We start from the raw sequence: 18,302 nt of genomic DNA on the forward strand, positions 1-18,302 counted from the left end.
TAGCCAACTAGGAAAAACCAGGGGCAATGCTAAGGATAACTATATCCTTTCATTGCCCTTTTTTATTACAGGAGGAACACATGAAGGAATTCACTATAACAAAAGCCCCAGAAACTGATCATGTCATTATCAAGATTGAAGGAGCGGTAAAGCCAGCTCTTTATCATTCCAATAAGGAAATGACAAAACATTTCAGAGATCAAGCAGAGGTTTTAGCTGATCAATTGATTAAAGCCTTACCTGCCCAAACCTGTATAGAACTATTCAAGAATTTACAGGATAGATTTCTAGCTCCCATTGAAGATTCTATTCGCCTACCTGAAGAATCAATGGAGAATTACCTATGACAGCAAAGGAGTTTTTAATCATTGAAGAAAAACTCCGCAAAGCAGGGCCCATCGGATTAACCTCTCATGAATTGTCCCATATCTTACAGACCTCAAAGCCCAGAGCATTGAGGTTATTGTTAGATATAGGAGCCACATTACCCATTAAACAGGAAGTGAGGTATTGCAAAGGGGGATCCGTATTGGTCTTTAGGATGGATATCTATGCGAGAGTTCAACAGCTCCGTTCTAGTTATGAGGGTTATTTGAAATGAACGACACAGAATACAAATGGCTGAGTATCAAAGACAATTATGTTCCAGGCATTAAGAAGTTTATTGCCTTCTGTAAAACCAGAAGACTGGATCTATCATCAAGTAGTTTGATCCAATTCAAACAGTTCTTACGAGAACAGGGGTATGCCGTAAGAACAAGGAACCAATACATAGCAGGAGTGAAAAAGAGGTTGATTACCCTATTTGAGGAATCAGACGAAGCCTTAGATAATGTCAAAGCTTTTAGATTCTATGAAGGAATACGTAAGGTCAAACCCGATCCTATTAATTCCAAAGCCATCAATCTATCTAAGATACTAACACCCATTGAGAGAAACAGAATTATCCTATCATCCTCCTTGAAAGCCTCCCTATTCATTGAGTTCATTACTAAGACAGGGCTAAGAGTATCCGAGGTATGTGTTCAACGCCAGCGAAGGATTGAAGCAATCGATGAAGAACATTCCTTGATCAGGGTTGATGGTAAGGGAGCCAAAGAGCGAACTGTTCAAGTCAAAACCATCTTAATTAATAGGATTGTCAGAGCTTTTGAATCAAAAGTTTTTCTCTTTGAGACATCGACAGGAAAGGCCTACACTAGGCAGCAGGTCTACAAGATAGTGAGACGGGGAGCTAGGAGAAAGATTGGTCCTCATGTCTGCCGTCATACCTTTGCAACGGAAGTACTGAGGCAAGCCCCACAAGCAAGGAAAGCCTTATCACTCATGCTTGGTCATAGTTCAATCAAGACGACAGATGATACCTATGTGCATATAGATCTACCTTATACCCTCCTGGATAACTTGTACACTCAGACAGAAGGTTTACAAAATGAACCTTAAGTTGACACAAAATGTAAACCCTAAGCTGTTTTATGCTTTACTGCACCCTAGGTTTACACTTTTGCCTTGCTTTTGTGGAAAAAAGGGGTTCATAACGTATCTTTTGAACCTGTTTTTTCCACAAGTAAAGCAAAAAGGGTCCTTCCAGAGGGGGTTTTATGGATATCGGGCACAAAGCGCGCTGAGATTTTTCCCACACAGATTTTATTTAGGGTTTACAAAATGGCTGAATTGATAGGAGTTTCAGAGTTTGCCAATCGTAAGAAGGTTACAAGACAGGCGGTCTATAAAGCCCTCAGTTCCGGACGTATTGAGTACAGTAATGAAAACCCCAAGAAGATTGATTGGGAGCTCATGTCTTACAGATGGGAAGAAAGAGATAGGCCTTCAACAACAAGTGAGAAGACCCATGGATCCACCAAGAAAGAGAAGGAATATTATGACACTCAACTCAAGAAACTCGAGTACGAGGAGAAATCAGGAACATTAATTACTAAGGAAACTGTGGAGGATGTACTCTTTGATTTCACCCATCGCATGAAAGAATTAATAATGGCTATCCCCATACGTTCAGCCCCCCGTTGTCAGTCTGTCTTTGTAGATTATGTAGATTCTATATTAGGTGAAACTCTAAGTGAAAAAAAGAAGGAAGAGATACTGGAGAGGTTAGATGTAAAGGCTATTGAACGGCTTCTTGAGGAATGTTTGGAACCTGAAATGCGCTCCTTACTTGAAACAGCATCTGAGGAGGATTTCTTTGGGAAAGACTCCTGATCAACAATGGGTTCAAACTTTACTATCTAAATACATCTCACCTGGGAAAAAACTAACAGTAACCCAATGGGCAAATGCTAACCGGTACCTATCAAAGGAATCGAGTGCAGAGCCAGGAATATGGAGAACATCCAGAACACCCTTTCTTAAAGGGATTATGGATAGCTTATCAGATCCTAAGGTCAAAGAAACATGGTTTATGAAAGGTTCCCAAACCGGAGGAACAGAAGCAGGAAATAACTGGTTGGGATTCATAATCGATCATGCTCCCGGTCCTGCTATGATGATCATGGGGGATGAGCAATCAGCAAAGGACAATTCTCTCATACGTATTGATCCAATGATTGAGAACTCCCCTTCCCTCCGCTCCAAAGTACGAAGCGCGAGAGAACAGGATTCTGGAAACACCAGGTTAATGAAAAGATTCCCTGGAGGATATCTTTCCATCATTTCCGCTAGATCTGCAAGCAAACTAAGATCTAAACCTATCAAATATCTATTTGCTGATGAAGTGGATTCTTATCCCGGTGATGTGGGAGGTGAAGGAGATCCTGTCAAACTAGCCCAAAAGCGATTGAGGACATTCACCAGAGCCAAGTCATTTGCTGTTTCAACACCAACAATCAAGGGCCATTCCAGAATCGAAAAAGGTTATGAACAATCTGATAGACGGAAATATCATGTTCCCTGCCCTCATTGTGGAGCAAAACAGGAACTGATTTGGGAACAAATCAAATACACAGAGGACAATCCCTATACCACCTATTACGAATGCAAATCATGCAAAGCTAAGATTCATGAACACCATAAGGAAAAACTGTTACGCGAAGGAGTTTGGGTTGCAACAAATCCTAAGGCACGAGAAGGTATTGTAGGTTTTCATTTATCCTCACTCTACAGTCCGTGGACCTCGTGGGCAGAAGTAGTTCAGATCTATTTGGATTCTAAAGACGATCCAGCCGCTTACATAACCTTTGTAAACCATGAACTAGGTCTCCCATATGAAGACAAAGGGGAAGCGCCTGCCTGGGAAAAACTCTTCTACCGAAAGGGTGGATATTTAAGAGGACAAGTTCCTGATGGCGTTCTATTCCTTACTGCTGGTGTGGATATACAACAAGACCGGATAGAATGTGAAGTCGTTGGTTGGGGGCGAGGAAAAGAATCTTGGTCTATTGATTACTTCATATTCCTAGGAGATACCAGTACAAAGGGAACCGGACCATGGAAAGAACTATCTGAACTACTTGAAAGGCAATTTGAACGCGTATCAGGGGGATCGATGCCCATATGGACAATGGCAATTGACCAAGGATATCGCAAGACTCAAGTCTTTGATTTCTGTATGAAATACACCCAAAACCGAGTCATTCCAGTAAAAGGGTCCTACTCACTTCAATCAGTTATATCCAGACCACAACCGGCTTATCTTGTCGTATCAGGTAAGAAAACCCAAATATCCTTATACCGTTATGACGTTGGTGACGGAATCATTAAATCCGAAATCTACAGTTATCTAAAATCTGAGCCAGAAGAAGGAGAATATCCTCCTGGTTATTGTCATTTTCCAGAAAACTATGATGAATCCTATTTTCAAATGTTAACAGCAGAACAGTTGGTCCAGAGGGAGAACTCCAAAACAAAAGTGATTACCTTTGCATGGGAAAAGATAAGAGAAAGGAATGAATCCCTAGATTGTCGTAAATATGCTCGATCAGCGGCGGCTTTAAGAGGAATTGACTCCTTTTCTGACAAAATATGGAGTCAAATGGAAGCCTGTTATCCAACAGGAGAAGAGAAAGTGCAACAAAATTATTCCACTAAACCCCGCAAAACAGCCCGAAAAGGGCGCAAAATCTATAGTTCTGGCATTAGGTCTTGATAAAAAAGACCGGTCAGGTATTTTGATAACTATGACGAAGGCACAGGCACAGGAATTGGCTCAAGCCAAAGAAGCGCTTAATCAAGCAATACAAACAGAAAGAGACATCATGACAGCTCAATCCTACGAGCATAATGATAGCGGAAGCTCCACTAAGGTGACAAAAGCATCCCTCAACCAAGTAGCAGAAAGAATTAGATATTGGAAGAGAGAAATAGCTCGCTTAGAAGGCCGTTATGCCTACAGAGGAAGGAAAAGTTGAATATCGTTGATTCCATTCTTAAGTCAGTATCCCCTTCAACCTACCTAAAACGAGTTGCTACTCGTAAAGTTATTAGTGCCATTGAAGGCAATTCTTCACGCAAAACCAAACGATCCAAAGGATCAAAAGGACTTGAGACAGAATCAAACGAATATGCCAACCTAGAAGCCCTTCGGGACAAATCAAGAAAGCTTTTTAAATACAATACCACAGCCCGAGGAGCCATTCTCAATAAGGTTACTAATGAAATAGGAACTGGTTTACATCTCAATGCTCAAATCGATGCTTCCATTTTAGGTATATCAGAGGAAGAAAAAGACCAATGGGAAGAACGAGTGGAAATGTGTTTTGACCTATGGGCTAAGAGTAAGAATGTAGATGTTAGAAGAATATCTAATTTCTACGAACTCACAGACCTCATAAGCCTTTCCCACTTGATTGACGGCGATGCCTTTGCCTTATTTCCTAAGGTTCAACGTACAGGAGATATTTCTCCTGTAAAGGTCCAACTAATAGAAGCTTCTCGTTGTTCTAATCCCAATTATGGAATGGACAGTAAAACAATCGCTGGTGGTGTGGAAGTTGACAAATACGGCGCGCCAATAGCTTACCACTTTTCTACAAGCCAAGATTCTTATGGTGCTGTTAAAAGCTGGAAAAGAGTCGAAGCTTACGGAAAGAAAACAGGTCAAGTAAATGTCGCTCATGTTTTCAAACCATCCGCACCAGGAGACAGAAGAGCCTATCCTTGGATAACACCTATCATTAAGAGTCTTAAAACTTTGGGAGATTATCAAGAAGCAGAATTAGCCGCCGCCGCAGTTTCTGCTCTATTTACTGTATTCGTTAAGAATGACACAGGAAAAGTCACTGACACTATTAGTGATTATCCAGGGAGGGAAAGAGTCACAGTCACCAACGAGGAAGAAGATGACAACGATACAAAGAATCTTCACCTTGGAACTGGGGCAGTCGTCGGACTTGCCGATGGGGAAACCATTGAAACAGCCAATCCTTCCCGACCAAATCAAGGATATAAGTCCTTTATTGATGCCGTATTAAGGGAAATTGGAATGTCTCTTAATATTCCCTTTGAAGTTCTTGTCAAACACTTCACTAGCTCTTATACCGCCGCCCGAGCCGCATTACAAGAAGCCTATAAGGAATATAAAAGAGGACGTTCCTTCATCGCCAATGCTTTTTGTCAGGTGGTCTATGAACATTGGTTAACCTGGGAGATCTACTCAGGAAGAATCAATGCTCCTGGTTTCTTTAGTGATCCCCTTAAAAAAGCAGCTTGGTTAAATGCCGCATGGATTGGTCCTTCCGTGGGAAGTCTCGATCCTTTGAAAGAAGCAAAAGCTTCAAAACTCCTTATTGATAATATCCTTTCTAATCATTCCCGAGAATCTATAGCCATTCATGGGGAAGATTGGAACAAGATTTTGAAGCGGTACATGGTTGAACATAAAAAAATTGCTTCGATTACCCCAGAAAAGGAAGTTGTAAATGTATAAGAAACGATTCACACCCTACTTAATGACTCAAGATGCAGTTAATGAACTACAAGCCATACAAGCTGATTCTGATTTTCTGAAAGCATTGATTACAGAAATGAGAGAAGGTTCCAATATTGATCCCTTACGTGTAGTAAATGGGATAGCAGTGATTAGTATTGCAGGAGCTGTAAGTCGTTATATGACATGGTATACCTATTTTACTGGTGGATCCGCTTATGACATTCTCACAAAGGTTCTTGAACATTGCCAGAATGACAGCAAGATCAAGGCAATCATACTGGATATTAATTCTCCTGGGGGAAGTGTGGATGGAACAGAACAGTTCGCCAATTATATCTCGAACTTTCCTAAACCTATCTATTCTTTTATTGATGGTCTGGGAGCTTCAGCCTTATATTGGGTAGCCTCTTCAACTAGTAAGATATTCGCAACTCCTACTTCTCGTATCGGTTCTATTGGTGTTATAGCAACCTTTATTGATGATTCCTTAGCCCTAGCCAATGAGGGATATGAGAGAATTACCTTCACCTCAAAACATGCTCAATTTAAAGCTCCTTCCCCTACCTCTGATATTGGAAAAGAAGAATATCAAAACATGGTTGATGATATCGAATCAGTTTTCCATGAAAGGGTGGCTTCTGGTCGAGGGGTTACCGTCGAAGACGTAAAGAAAGAATACGGCCAGGGAAAAGTATTTATTGCATCTAAAGCTCTAGAAATTGGGCTTATTGATAAAGTTGTTACCTCTTTTGAAGAGGTGATTGAGGAAGTAAAAGACCAAATCACAAAGGAGGATGATCGTTATATGGATGAACAAGAACTTAGATCTAAGTTTCCAGACATAGTTCAGGCTATTGAAACCAAAGCGGTTAAACAAGAGTCAGAAAGAATCAAAGGAATCGAAGCCCTTGAAAGTATGGATGGGGCAAAAGAAGTACTAAGTACTCTTAAATACGATGGGAAAACCAGCCCAGAAAGTGCAGCTCATGCCATTGTGTTAAAACAGAAAGAAATGAGAGATCATGGAATGGCAAACATCTTAGAAGATGCTTCAGCAGTTCCCGTTATTGGACCAGAGTCCGCTTCTGCTATTGGTTCCAATGAACCAACTCCAGAAGCCAAAGAGGATCGCTTAGTCTCTGGTTTTCTTAAAAGACACAAAAGGAAATAACCATGATAACAGAAGAAGTCAACAGTTATGACCTCCTAATCCTAGGGGGAAATGTTAAGACCTCTAGAGGGACTCTAGAACAAAGCGAAACCCCCTATGTTAGGGGTACCGTACTAGCAAAACTATCTGATGATCTATATGGCGTTTGTAAAAGTGATCATGAAACAGAAGTAAATCAAACACCGAACTGCATTCTACTGGAAGACGTTGATGCCACTGAGTCTAGTGTTGATAATATTGCCATCCTGTTAGCTGGCGATGTGGAAACATCCCAGGTTGTTACAATGGATCCAGACACTACGGACACACACAAAGAGAGCTTAAGAGCTTTGTCTATCTATCTCAAATAAACCAAAAGGAGACCAATTACAATTATGGGTTATTTTACAATTAAGGCTCTTTCTAGGGCTGTTGTTGGGATAAGAGAAAACTTTGGATTCCTTAAAAGTTTCTTCTTTACTGCACCCGAAACCTACTATGAAGAAAACATTGTCATTGATGTTCAATCAGCGACAAGAGAAGTTGCCACGTACATACACCCCGATGAAGAATCAGCTTTGGTAAAACGAGATGGCTACAAAACTAAAACGGTTACACCTGATCTTTTGTCAGAAAAGATTCCAACAAAGGCAACTGATTCTGTAAAAAGACTTCCAGGTGAAGATCTATCAGGTGATACTATTACACCTGAAGAACGAGCCTTTGAACTAGCCGTCATGGATGCTAAACAGTTATCAGACCGTCAGGAACGAGCCGAAGAAAAGCAGGCTGCAGAAGCCATTTTCACTGGAATGGTAACAACTAGAGAGGGGAAAGTTTTCGACTTTGGCATGAGACCAGAGCACCAGATTGCTATGGTGGGTACTGATCAATGGAATAATGAGGCTTCCAATCCAATTCTCACCATGAAAACATTAAAGAAGCTTATACAAATGAACGGTGGACGAACTCCTAATTCCTGCATTATGGATGCTAATGCATTGTATGATTTTCTCTCTCATCCAAAAGTAAAAGATTCATTCATGGATGTACGTAACTACAACATGGGTAATATTTCACCACAAATCATGGAATTAGGGGGAGAATTAGTAGGAAGATTAAACATTCCCGGCTTAATTTTGGACCTCTACACTTATGAAGCCACTTACGAGAATAAAGGAAAATCAACTCCTTACGTTCCCGAAAACACTTGCTGGATGGGATACCGAGGGGCTCAATATACTCCCATGTATGCAGGAGTCGCTTTGGATGAAGTAATGTACAAAGGTGTACGAGTCATTGACAGCTTCAAAACAAAAGATCCTGATCGAAGATTTATCCGATGTCAATCAAGACCTCTTTATGTACCCAAAGAAATTGACACCTTCGGTGTAATCAAAACAAGAGTGGCATAGGAGAATTAAATGGCAAAGTATTATGTACATAAGACAGTTTTCAAAAATGGAACAGCCTATGACCGTGGGGCTCCAATCGAACTCACAGAGGATGAGTTTAAGTCTTTGAGTAAGACAGGACATGTGGGAGCAGATACTCCCAAGACGGATAAAAAGGCAGTTAAAGTGTCTGAGGTAAAGAAAAACATTGTCGACGAAGGTAAAAAAGATGGCTCTAAAGGATCTAATCAATAAGGATGGAGCCAAACTATTTAGTTCCACTGACTTTGAGGACATCATTCTAAGGGCTACCGACAAAGATGATGTGATTATTAAAGGTCGTTATTATGAATCGGAACAGGTCGTTGAAGAAGGTGTTCCTAAAATAGTGATGACACCTCATGTGGTGTTTTGGAAAAGTCTTATACCGGATAACTTCAATTTTAAAGATTATCAGGTAATTATTGATGATCATATTTGGGATGTTCTTCGCAAAGAAGTGACTCGATTCAAAGTAAAGGTGTTTTTAAGTTAATGAATTTCTTGCCTGATTATAAGATAGATGTTGAGAGTATCTTTGACCTTATTAAGGCCATTCCTAAGATAAGGATCAGACTACTTTCCTTTATATCTAAAGATGCAAAAGATATTCTAAGACATGATTTTTTATCAGGTCAGGAGATTCAACTTAGAAGCACAAAGAAAGGATTGATATCCTATGGGCCTAAGAATAGAACAGCTAAGAAGTATGTATTAAGAGCATACCCAGTTAATCTATTTGAAAACGGCAGAAGATTAAGGTCAGGAGAAAGGGAACCTGGAAGGGATATATTTAAGGCAAAACTTCCACCTCGTGTTCAATCACGCTTAGGAGACAGGATTAGAGCTTTTGAAAAAATATTGGAGCAAGAGTTAAGTGACTAACTACATTAATGACATAACAAATGAAGTGGTAAAGGGAATACTCTCCTACTTTAAGGAAGAACTTCCCGAAGAACTAAACAACCTGAGCCTTATAGACTGCAAAAGCTATTCCCTGAATACTTTTGAGTCTAATGATGACAATGATCTTCCTGCCATGGCTATTGCTTCAGGAGAAGTACACCATGGGGTATCTGAACAAGAGAACAAGATATATATAGATATCATTCTTCCTAATTCAGAGAATAAGAACATATATCTATATCAGAAGGCTTTAGTTAAAACTTTGACTAAAGATCACCATTTAGGAGGGGTTGTTATCGACTGTAAGGATATTACCGTTGAACCAATCCCCTTTTCAGCCAAATCAAAAGGAAAGCCTGTGGTATTAATGGATTTTACTACAGAGGCTTCAAGGGAAGGATAAAAATGAGGAATTCTGGTAAAGATGGATTCATATACCATCTAACAGAAGGGGCTAAAGTGGTAGGTGATGGATCTACCCAGATTACAAAAGACTCCTTCTATAAGATCTTAGCTAAAGGGGCAGGAAGTGGACTACCAGAGCCTGTTCCTGTTGGATATCCTTTTTACTGTTCAACAGACATCACTTTAGCAACAGGGGACAGTATTGCAGAATGGGTATTCAGCAAAATGGGAATTGCTAAAGATATGGACATGTCTTTTTCCAAAGAAAATATGGATGCTACCACACAGATTGATGAAAACTATGCTTACGTACCTGCAAAGTTTTCCAAGAACTCTGGAACTCTAAATGCCATCTATGAGTCAACAGATGAAACCGCCAAGAACTTACTAAATAAGTTCTTCCCTAGTATCGAAGATGATGGAGCAGGCTCCTACACCTTTAAATCTGTAAACTCTGATGTTCTTTGGTTTGCAACTACCCTTTTTGAAACAACCGAAATTGGTAAGGTAGAAGTCACCATATTCAAACCTTGTATGATCAATGGGGGAAGCTTGAAAAAACCCATGGAGGGAGTATTAGAGTTTAACTTCAACTATGATGTTGATGGTTCTCAAAAGCCTCTAGTCTACTATCGTAAGGTGGCCGCTTGATGAAGTTAGCCTATAAAGAAGGAAAACTATTCAATAGTGATGGCAAGGAAATCGAAAATGCGGACATAAATAAGGTCTATAAGGGTCCTGATTATTATGTACTAGAAGCTAGTATCCGAGTCGATATGAACCCAAAAAAGACAACCAAATCACCTGCTAAAAAAGGAGAAGATAATAATGAGAGTTAACGCTCCCAAAAACTATACCTCTATCTCTTCCAATTTGGAAGAAACCTATATTCCCAAGTTCAATGGGAATCGTGATCTACCAGCTTCCGAGCAAGTCATTGTAACCCTCAAGCGACTGACAAATGGGAAAAAAAAGAAGCTTAGAACCTTTCAGTACGATCGAAATACGGAAGGAATCACCACGATGACTCAGACGGAACAATTGATGACAGATCATGTTCCTTCTATAGATAACTTCTTTGTGGGAGAGGTAAAAATTGACAATGGTGAAAAGTTATTCAATACCAGAGGAAATGATGCTTATTCCCTACTAGTTGAATTAGAAGGAGAACTGTTCAAGGATGAACTAGAAGAAGAGGAAGTTGAAGACTTAAAAAAGGATTCTGCCTCGCCTATCTTGGATGGTTCAAAGAAGACTGGCGAGAAGAATTCTCAGAAGGAATAGTCCTCTGTCCAGGTTTCTGGATAAGGCGTAAAGAAGTAAAGAAATACAAGACTGAGGCGTTTTTTGAAGCCTTAGAGATATACCAAAGGTTTAACCTTCTTGGTGTATTGCCAAATGGGAAGGGAACGAACCAAGAAAGACCAATTGTCATTCAAATATTGATGGCATTTGAGTCAGAAAAGCGAAAGCTTGAATCTTGGGAGTTGAAAAGATCAAGGGAAGGAAATGGCATCTAAAATAGAACTAGAGATTATTGCACAATCCAAAAAAGCTATTGAAGATATGAAAAAGTTCGGAAATGAACTGAGCTATACAGAAGATGTTATGCAAAAGTTCAAGAACTCCGCCAAAGAATCAGATCTCAGAGGCTTCGAAACTCGTCTTCTAAGATCAGCCACAGCGGCTAATTATATGGGAGGGCAAATGTCCTCCTTGAGAACCACAAACAATATGTTATCCGGCCAAATCAAAAGGATGATCAAAAGTGGTATTGATCCTAACGATAAAGCCATTAAGAAACTATCAATCACCTATAAAAAGAATGAAGCTCAAATTAAAAAACTTATTATCCAAGACAAAGCCTTAGCTGTTGCTAAAAAAGCCGGACAAGGAGCAGCATTGGGAACAGTGGCCGCGTTAACAGCAGTCACTGTTGCTGGGATGAAAGGCGCCGCTGAGTTTGAAAGATATAGAAAAGAGTTTGGCGTTCTCTTTAAGGATATGGCTAAAGGGGCTAGTTACTTTGAAAAGCTCCAAAAGTTCAGCGCTAACACACCTTTACAGATGGATGGATTATCCAACACAACAAAGACCCTACGAAGCTATGGAACAGAAATAAAGGACCTAATACCTCAAATCCAAATGTTAGGTGATACGGCTCTAGGAAACCAGGAAAAATTAGATTCCTTAGCCAGAGGTTTTGGAAAGATCCAAACAAAGGGAAAAGCATCAATGGAAGAATTGAATATTATCATTGATGCAGGGATTCCTATACTTGATGAATTATCAAAACAGCTAAATGTCTCAAAGAGTGATCTTCTGAAAATGGTTACCCAAGGCAAAGTCTCCTTTGATAATGTAAATCAGGCCTTTAAAAGTATGACTTCTGAAGGTGGACAATTCCATAATGGAATGAAAGAACTCTCCACTACCCTTTCAGGTAAACTCTCCACAGCTATGGACAATGTTAAGATTGCAGGAGCTACCACTTTTGAACCAGCTATTGAAGGAGCAGGTGAAGCTCTCGATGCCTTAACAGAATTATCCAAGAATTATGTAGCCTTTTTAAAACAGATAAGAGGAGAACGAAGTTTTGACTTTTCAGAGTTAGATGAAGCCAAGAAGAAAGTACTTCAAAATGCCACTTCCTATGAAGACCTAGGTTATATGAATGGTATGAGTAAGGGCATCTATGAAGCCGCGAAAGCCACAGAGAATTGGGCCGAAGCTCTTAAAAAAGCTGATGAAGCTTACTCACTTGAAAATCAAATTAGACAACTCAAAAAACTCGACGAAACAAGAACAGAAAGCGCAAAGATTTCGATACAATCCGCATTAAATGACTTAAACAGTGGCATTGGTGAGGGTGATTGGTGGGATACTTTTGACACAGTCGAAGAACAATTTGAATCGGCGGTTGATAGCATAACCAATGATATGGGCCAGTTGCTAGAAGGTCTTGGAGGAAAGGATTTAAGAATAGCCATTGCCTCAGGTGATGTGGAAGTACTCAAGAAAGCCCTCGAGAATCTTGAGTTAATTAATCCAGATCTCAAAGAAATGCAGGACCGACTTAACCAATTACAATCAGGAAAAGGAATAATCACCCCAGAAAAACAAGAAGATCCTTATGAAGGGAAAACATGGCGTGACTGGTCTGAAGATATCCTCGGATTTGGACAAGGAACAGGGGCGGCTAATGCGGAATCATTCATTGAAACAATTAATACAGGATTAGAAACCCAATCAGCTATAGCTCAATCATTAGGTGAAGAGTTTGATCTAGTTGGGGCTAAGCAAGAAAAAATAAAAGCCGTTATCCAAAAACTCCTAACTATTCCTAAAGATCAAATAGACCAGGCTTTCCGAATAGATGACAACACAATACAAAGATTGGTAGAAGCCTATAACTTGCTTGAATCTGCTAATGAAAGCTCTATGTTAGACCAGATGTATAAAGATGCATCTGAACAATTAGATAAAATATCTATCCAGGAAGAGACTCTAGCCACAGCAAGAAAAAAGCTCATTGAACTAGAGACAACTGGCCACAATTTATCAAACCAGGCTTTAGATGAAGAAATAAAGAAGTATGAAATTATAGTATCTCAACTAGAAGATGCTTTAGATATAAAGTCAAAGATGTCAGACTCTGACAAGTCAATGACAGATTACGCAAAAAACTCAGCAGAAAGTGGGGAGCTTGGAGAAGTTGGGCAGCTAGCAACTGGGGCTGATCCTATTACATTGATAGTACAAGCCCTTGTAGATTTTGCAACTTCCATTGAAGGTGTCAATGAAGTACTTAACCCATTTGCCACTATTTTTGAAGGAATGCGCTCCCTCATTGGTCCTGAATTAGAAGAAGCTCTTCGACCTGTAGTCTACTTGCTACATAGCGCAGGAAATAACATTGCCAAGCTTTTAGTACCTCCTATTAGAGCGGCTGGTTTTGCAATCAAGGTGCTAGTTTCAGCGATAGAAATAATACAAACACCAACTAAGTTCCTTGCTGATATATTCATGTGGGCTGGAAATAACATAGTAGCGACTATTGAGTATATAACAAGTTTTGGGACTCGAAGTAATTTTACCAAATTTAACTCAAATGCCTTTTCTGGATTAGATGATAGGCTTGATTACATATGGAATGGAGCCTCGGAAAAAGAAAAAGAAAGAGCAGAAAAATCACTTGAACTAATTGAAGATCAAATAGATACGGAAAAGGAAAAACGACAAGAATTACTATCTGCTATAGATGAGTGGTATGACAATGAAATCTATCTTCTTCGTAGAGAATTAGACAATAATTTGATATCCCAAACAGATTATACAAACACCCTCAAAGATTTACAGGAAGAAGAAGAAAAAAGGACAGATGCTGTTGAAGCCGCTAGCGACTTACAACTGGAACAATTAGAATCTCAAAAAGAACTAATTCAATCTAATATTGAGCTAATAGAATCTCAAGCCATGTTAGCTGCTTCCTTAAATAATGTAGAATTTAAAAAAGCCGATGGACCTTTGGATGCGGCTCTCAGTCCAATTAAAGCAGTAACTGACACTGTTGGTTCAGTGGTAAAGTCTGTTAAAAAGTTCTTTGGATTCGATGTAGGGACTTCAAATGTCCCTAAGGATATGTTTGCCATGGTTCACCAAGGAGAAGGAATTATCCCCAAAACCTTCAATGAAGGGATAAAAAGTGGTGATTACACTCTAGTAGGTAAAAAGCAAAATCTTTATGGACTAGATCAAGAAAGCCAACAGCTTGGGGGTAACCAACAAAATATAACCATTAACTTAAATGGTTCTATTGTAGGAATTGAAGACCTCTATTCAAAGATAAAAGCCATTGAGAATAATCTAAATCGAAAAAGGATTGCAGGATGATACATAGAATCTACCTCCAATTTCCTGAAGAATCTAATGAAATAGAAATCTCAGATCTAGTAGATTTAAGACAGACCCAAATCAACCAGGTTCTTTATAATTCTAGCCTTAGGTCTGCCATTAATTCTTATAGAACAGCTATCAAATATAACTCTGGCATAGCTCAAAATCTTTTAATTAGAACAGGAACCATCAAGGCTAGAGTTATAGATTTAGACAATAACCCAGTGTTTACAGGCTATGTTGAAGCCAATACTGGATTGGCTATTGGGAAAACTACAGGTTGGATTAATCTTGAAATCTTTGATAACTCCTATCTTCTAGACAAGGATATTAATCTAAGTATTAGTTGGGATAATTTCAAAGTTTGTAATCCTGATAATACAGAAGAATCAATTGTTCATAAATTAATCTCATTAGCTGGTTACGAAGATGATTATATAAACACAATTACAGATCTAATTGATGTAGAACTTAGAAACTTTACACTCACAGCCGGAGACTCTCAATATCGTTCCATTTTGGATACTCTATTATATGAGTATGGTTATGTATTCAATTTGAATGCTCTGGGTCAATTCTATCTCTATAATTGGGGTGAGTCCAAGAGTGATCAATACTCAATTGAACCTAAGAATATTATCGCGGATAGTCTAACAATTGAATCAGTACAAAATGAGTTTACAGGCATCAACATAAAATGGTCTGAGTTGGCAGAAATAGAGGATGTTCTTTTATATCGCGAAAACACCCCCTATGATTCTAAAGGGAATAGAACAGGAGAAATGCTTGGAGGTGGTGAATACTACCCTCTTCTAGGTTTCGCAGAGGACCACTTTCAAAAATATGATGATAAGTGGCTAGATCTACCCTATTTATCAGGAGATGCCCTATTAGAGAATGATGATATTTCTTTATTAACCACTTGGAATCAATATTTAGACTATAGTGTTGATCTTGGTATTACAGTCGAAAAAGAGATATATGAAGCAAAAAGGGCTCAAATATTGTTACGTAATCCGACAACAGAAATTAAACGACTATATTACATGGATATTCGTGGAGATGCCTTATACAGAAAGAACATTCAAGAATCTATTGTCGATTTTATAGATGGCTCAAATCGTAAAGAATATGAAACAAAATACATTTATGATTTGAATAGTGCCTCTAATTTATCAAACTATATTTCAAATAGACTAAATGGCTACACTACCCTCATTAAGTTCAAATCTAGAGCCAAATATTCACTCGGTTCTATAGTTAGCTTTACCACTTTAATAACTGGATTTAATGACGTTCTCAATTTATCTGGAAGAATATCTAATATAACCATGAATGAAGAATATGATTTTTCCATTTACACTTTAGAGAGCTTGGGGAATGCTCAAATCTACACCCCCATAACATCCAGTACAAATGGCCGATCATCTAACCTTCTCTTTATGGACCAGTTAAATAAGAAATTAGGAAACACACCAAGCTATGATGAAATCCAAGTTGGATGGGAAAGCGAAGAAGACGGATATTTCAAAGATCCCCAAAAGCTCACAAACAAAGGGAAAATAGAAAATGTATATGGACAGGCTACAGGCTTATCCATTCTATTATCCTGGGATCGTCCAGTATTATTAACCGGAAAGTTCTTCTATGAAATACAAATTGCTGAAGATTCAGATGGTGACCTAGAGTGGAAATCTATCTCCATTGATGGAGGCTTAGGGAACACAAACTCTGTTACTGTTGCTTATGCAGAATGCTTTTCTACAGGCAAACTTAACCTTGATGAAGAAAATGGGATTGTAAATCCTACTATCTATTGCTTTAGGGTAAGGGTGGCGGTTTATCCTGGTGATGAAGACTCACCGAGAGGTGATTGGTCAGACACAAAGAGAGTCATAGTAAAGCCCATATACTCAGGAGAGTTAGGAGCTGGTTCTGTTTCAGGTGAAGTGTTGAACAATGCCTTTTCTAAAGGAAAACTTACACTTAATACTGAAACAGGACTTTGGGAATTAGCCACAAACTCTATTTCATCTGAAGAGCTTCAAAACGATTCTGTTACTTCCCAAGCTATTCAAGCTAATGCCGTTGGACTAGAAGCTATTAGTCTTGATGTGTATGCAGACATTAAAAGGGAAATATCATTTGAAGGTTTAGCTTTCTATCTGAACAATGAACCAGAAGAAGGAGATGTCCGCTCTCTATTAATCAATACACATATAGCTTTTCAAAAATATACTGAGGGAGATTGGGATAGTCTCTTCTTATTGAATGAAGAAGGTATTCATTTAAAAGGAGATATGACAATTGATTCCGATCTCCTAATTGGTGAAAAGTTGTTTGTAAATCAGATTGGAACTTCAACTATTTCCACAATGAAAATGTCTGCACAAAGTTTTGAGTTCTATTCAGGAAATGCAGCAAATGTAAGAGCTGGTTATATAGGAATTGATTCTAATTGGTACTTCGATGGCCCCATCAACCTGACTTCAAACGGTTCGAAAATATATGAGGAAATTGAACCTGATGCCAAGATGGTAATTGAGCCTCTAAATGATGAAAGTAAAGCATTACATTTTGATTCATCTCTTGGTGAGTGGATATTTAACACTTCAATTTCCGCTAAAGGAATTGTCACTGCGAATTATTTTGAAACTAATATGATTGAATCAGAAAATATCATAGAAGGAATTGTAGGTGTAGCAGATAAAAAAGGGGCTGAGTTTGATAAAATTATTTATACAATTGGGGAAAGTAATAAGACCTTAGATTCATTAACTGGATTTGGATATCATTATGGAGACGAAATTCCTTATGGAAACGATGATCAATTGTTTTTTGCGAAGGATGGAATTGTGGGTCATAGAATAGGTTTACACGGGTGCCTATACTCTGAATTATATCATTATGCTAAAGGTTTTATAGGAGATACAGCCGCAGTGAAAAAGTTGTATTTAAAAGGAGATGGGGCTCTTAAGTTGACAACCATAGAAATTGATGACTCAAAAAGTATTGTAAAACTTGGTGGTTTTTTTCAATTTGGAGCAAATACTTTTTCATACCCTCCTGGAATATATGCTAGCAGTTTTATTGCAAGCTATAATGATTCTGGAGATCCAGATACTGTACTGTCAAAAGAATTTCTAAAGACTCCTGGATGGATTTACTCAGGAAAGGGGCATCAGATAAATGATTATTGGGGTGTAACAACAAGAAAAACAGAAAATGATTGGTATAACGTATTCGGTGATAGAATACCAGATATTGGTGATAAATTAATGTTAACAGGAGGAGGGCATTTTATTAATGATCACATTGGACGTTCCAGACCTGGAATTGCTTGTTTCATAGAAAGGTTGTCTAGTAACACCATACAGCTAAATTATTATTCAACTTCGGATTCAATTGATTATGCAGTATCAAAAAGAAATATAGTAGCTGGAGATGGAGGGCTTGTAAGCCAAGCGCATTATATAGCATGGTAGGTGGATAATGAATAAAAATTAATATACATATTTATATTTAGCACTCTATTCTTATTTTCTTGTAGTGAGAATAGTCCGAATACGCCTAGTTATGTGATTACACCAGAAAATATAAGAGAGCGAGCGTTTGAACTAACTGAAGAATA

Annotated in this window: 19 protein-coding genes; all 19 read left to right on the top strand. The window is 38.7% G+C overall.

Annotated features, from left to right (window positions below; all coding sequences use genetic code 11):
* The first annotated feature begins 80 nt into the window (after positions 1-80).
* On the top strand, positions 81-347 hold the full coding sequence (locus K345_RS0105185; protein ID WP_028973268.1) for a hypothetical protein: 267 nt from the start codon (positions 81-83) through the stop codon (positions 345-347).
* On the top strand, positions 344-601 hold the full coding sequence (locus tag K345_RS0105190; protein ID WP_028973269.1) for a hypothetical protein: 258 nt from the start codon (positions 344-346) through the stop codon (positions 599-601). Before K345_RS0105185 ends, K345_RS0105190 begins: the two co-directional genes overlap by 4 nt.
* Complete coding sequence (locus K345_RS0105195) at positions 598-1,443, top strand: tyrosine-type recombinase/integrase (protein WP_028973270.1); 846 nt, start codon at positions 598-600, stop codon at positions 1,441-1,443. The genes K345_RS0105190 and K345_RS0105195 overlap by 4 nt, the downstream gene beginning before the upstream one ends.
* A gap of 222 nt (positions 1,444-1,665) precedes the next feature.
* Positions 1,666-2,217: a hypothetical protein gene (locus tag K345_RS0105205; RefSeq protein ID WP_028973272.1), complete on the top strand. Its 552-nt coding sequence runs from the start codon at positions 1,666-1,668 to the stop codon at positions 2,215-2,217.
* Entirely contained in the window at positions 2,201-4,099 is a 1,899-nt protein-coding gene (locus tag K345_RS19875; RefSeq protein ID WP_053228089.1) for a phage terminase large subunit family protein, read from the top strand. Before K345_RS0105205 ends, K345_RS19875 begins: the two co-directional genes overlap by 17 nt.
* Before the next feature lie 31 nt (positions 4,100-4,130).
* The gene (locus K345_RS23045) at positions 4,131-4,361 is read left to right on the top strand and encodes a DUF6148 family protein (RefSeq protein WP_028973273.1); all 231 of its coding nucleotides are present in this window, start codon (positions 4,131-4,133) and stop codon (positions 4,359-4,361) included.
* On the top strand, positions 4,358-5,878 hold the full coding sequence (locus tag K345_RS19880; RefSeq protein ID WP_053228090.1) for a phage portal protein: 1,521 nt from the start codon (positions 4,358-4,360) through the stop codon (positions 5,876-5,878). Before K345_RS23045 ends, K345_RS19880 begins: the two co-directional genes overlap by 4 nt.
* Complete coding sequence (locus K345_RS0105225) at positions 5,871-7,052, top strand: S49 family peptidase (protein ID WP_028973274.1); 1,182 nt, start codon at positions 5,871-5,873, stop codon at positions 7,050-7,052. Before K345_RS19880 ends, K345_RS0105225 begins: the two co-directional genes overlap by 8 nt.
* Before the next feature lie 2 nt (positions 7,053-7,054).
* Positions 7,055-7,402, top strand: coding sequence for a head decoration protein (locus K345_RS0105230; protein ID WP_028973275.1), 348 nt, complete (start codon positions 7,055-7,057; stop codon positions 7,400-7,402).
* Between the two features lie 24 nt (positions 7,403-7,426).
* Positions 7,427-8,446: a major capsid protein gene (locus tag K345_RS0105235; protein WP_028973276.1), complete on the top strand. Its 1,020-nt coding sequence runs from the start codon at positions 7,427-7,429 to the stop codon at positions 8,444-8,446.
* Positions 8,447-8,455: 9 nt separating this feature from the next.
* Positions 8,456-8,680 (top strand): hypothetical protein, encoded by a 225-nt coding sequence (locus K345_RS0105240; protein ID WP_028973277.1) that lies wholly within the window; start codon positions 8,456-8,458, stop codon positions 8,678-8,680.
* Positions 8,655-8,960, top strand: coding sequence for a hypothetical protein (locus tag K345_RS0105245; RefSeq protein WP_028973278.1), 306 nt, complete (start codon positions 8,655-8,657; stop codon positions 8,958-8,960). Before K345_RS0105240 ends, K345_RS0105245 begins: the two co-directional genes overlap by 26 nt.
* The gene (locus tag K345_RS0105250; RefSeq protein ID WP_028973279.1) at positions 8,960-9,349 is read left to right on the top strand and encodes a hypothetical protein; all 390 of its coding nucleotides are present in this window, start codon (positions 8,960-8,962) and stop codon (positions 9,347-9,349) included. Before K345_RS0105245 ends, K345_RS0105250 begins: the two co-directional genes overlap by 1 nt.
* Entirely contained in the window at positions 9,342-9,773 is a 432-nt protein-coding gene (locus tag K345_RS0105255; protein WP_028973280.1) for a hypothetical protein, read from the top strand. Before K345_RS0105250 ends, K345_RS0105255 begins: the two co-directional genes overlap by 8 nt.
* Before the next feature lie 2 nt (positions 9,774-9,775).
* A complete protein-coding gene (locus tag K345_RS0105260) occupies positions 9,776-10,426 on the top strand; it encodes a hypothetical protein (RefSeq protein WP_028973281.1) in 651 nt (216 codons plus the stop codon).
* On the top strand, positions 10,426-10,614 hold the full coding sequence (locus K345_RS0105265) for a hypothetical protein (protein ID WP_028973282.1): 189 nt from the start codon (positions 10,426-10,428) through the stop codon (positions 10,612-10,614). Before K345_RS0105260 ends, K345_RS0105265 begins: the two co-directional genes overlap by 1 nt.
* Positions 10,604-11,059: a hypothetical protein gene (locus K345_RS0105270; RefSeq protein WP_028973283.1), complete on the top strand. Its 456-nt coding sequence runs from the start codon at positions 10,604-10,606 to the stop codon at positions 11,057-11,059. Before K345_RS0105265 ends, K345_RS0105270 begins: the two co-directional genes overlap by 11 nt.
* A 225-nt stretch (positions 11,060-11,284) precedes the next feature.
* The gene (locus K345_RS0105275; protein WP_028973284.1) at positions 11,285-14,668 is read left to right on the top strand and encodes a tape measure protein; all 3,384 of its coding nucleotides are present in this window, start codon (positions 11,285-11,287) and stop codon (positions 14,666-14,668) included.
* Complete coding sequence (locus K345_RS0105280) at positions 14,665-18,156, top strand: hypothetical protein (protein ID WP_028973285.1); 3,492 nt, start codon at positions 14,665-14,667, stop codon at positions 18,154-18,156. The genes K345_RS0105275 and K345_RS0105280 overlap by 4 nt, the downstream gene beginning before the upstream one ends.
* Positions 18,157-18,302: the final 146 nt, after the last annotated feature.

It is taken from the genome of Spirochaeta cellobiosiphila DSM 17781, assembly GCF_000426705.1.
Taxonomy (GTDB): domain Bacteria; phylum Spirochaetota; class Spirochaetia; order DSM-17781; family DSM-17781; genus Spirochaeta_E; species Spirochaeta_E cellobiosiphila.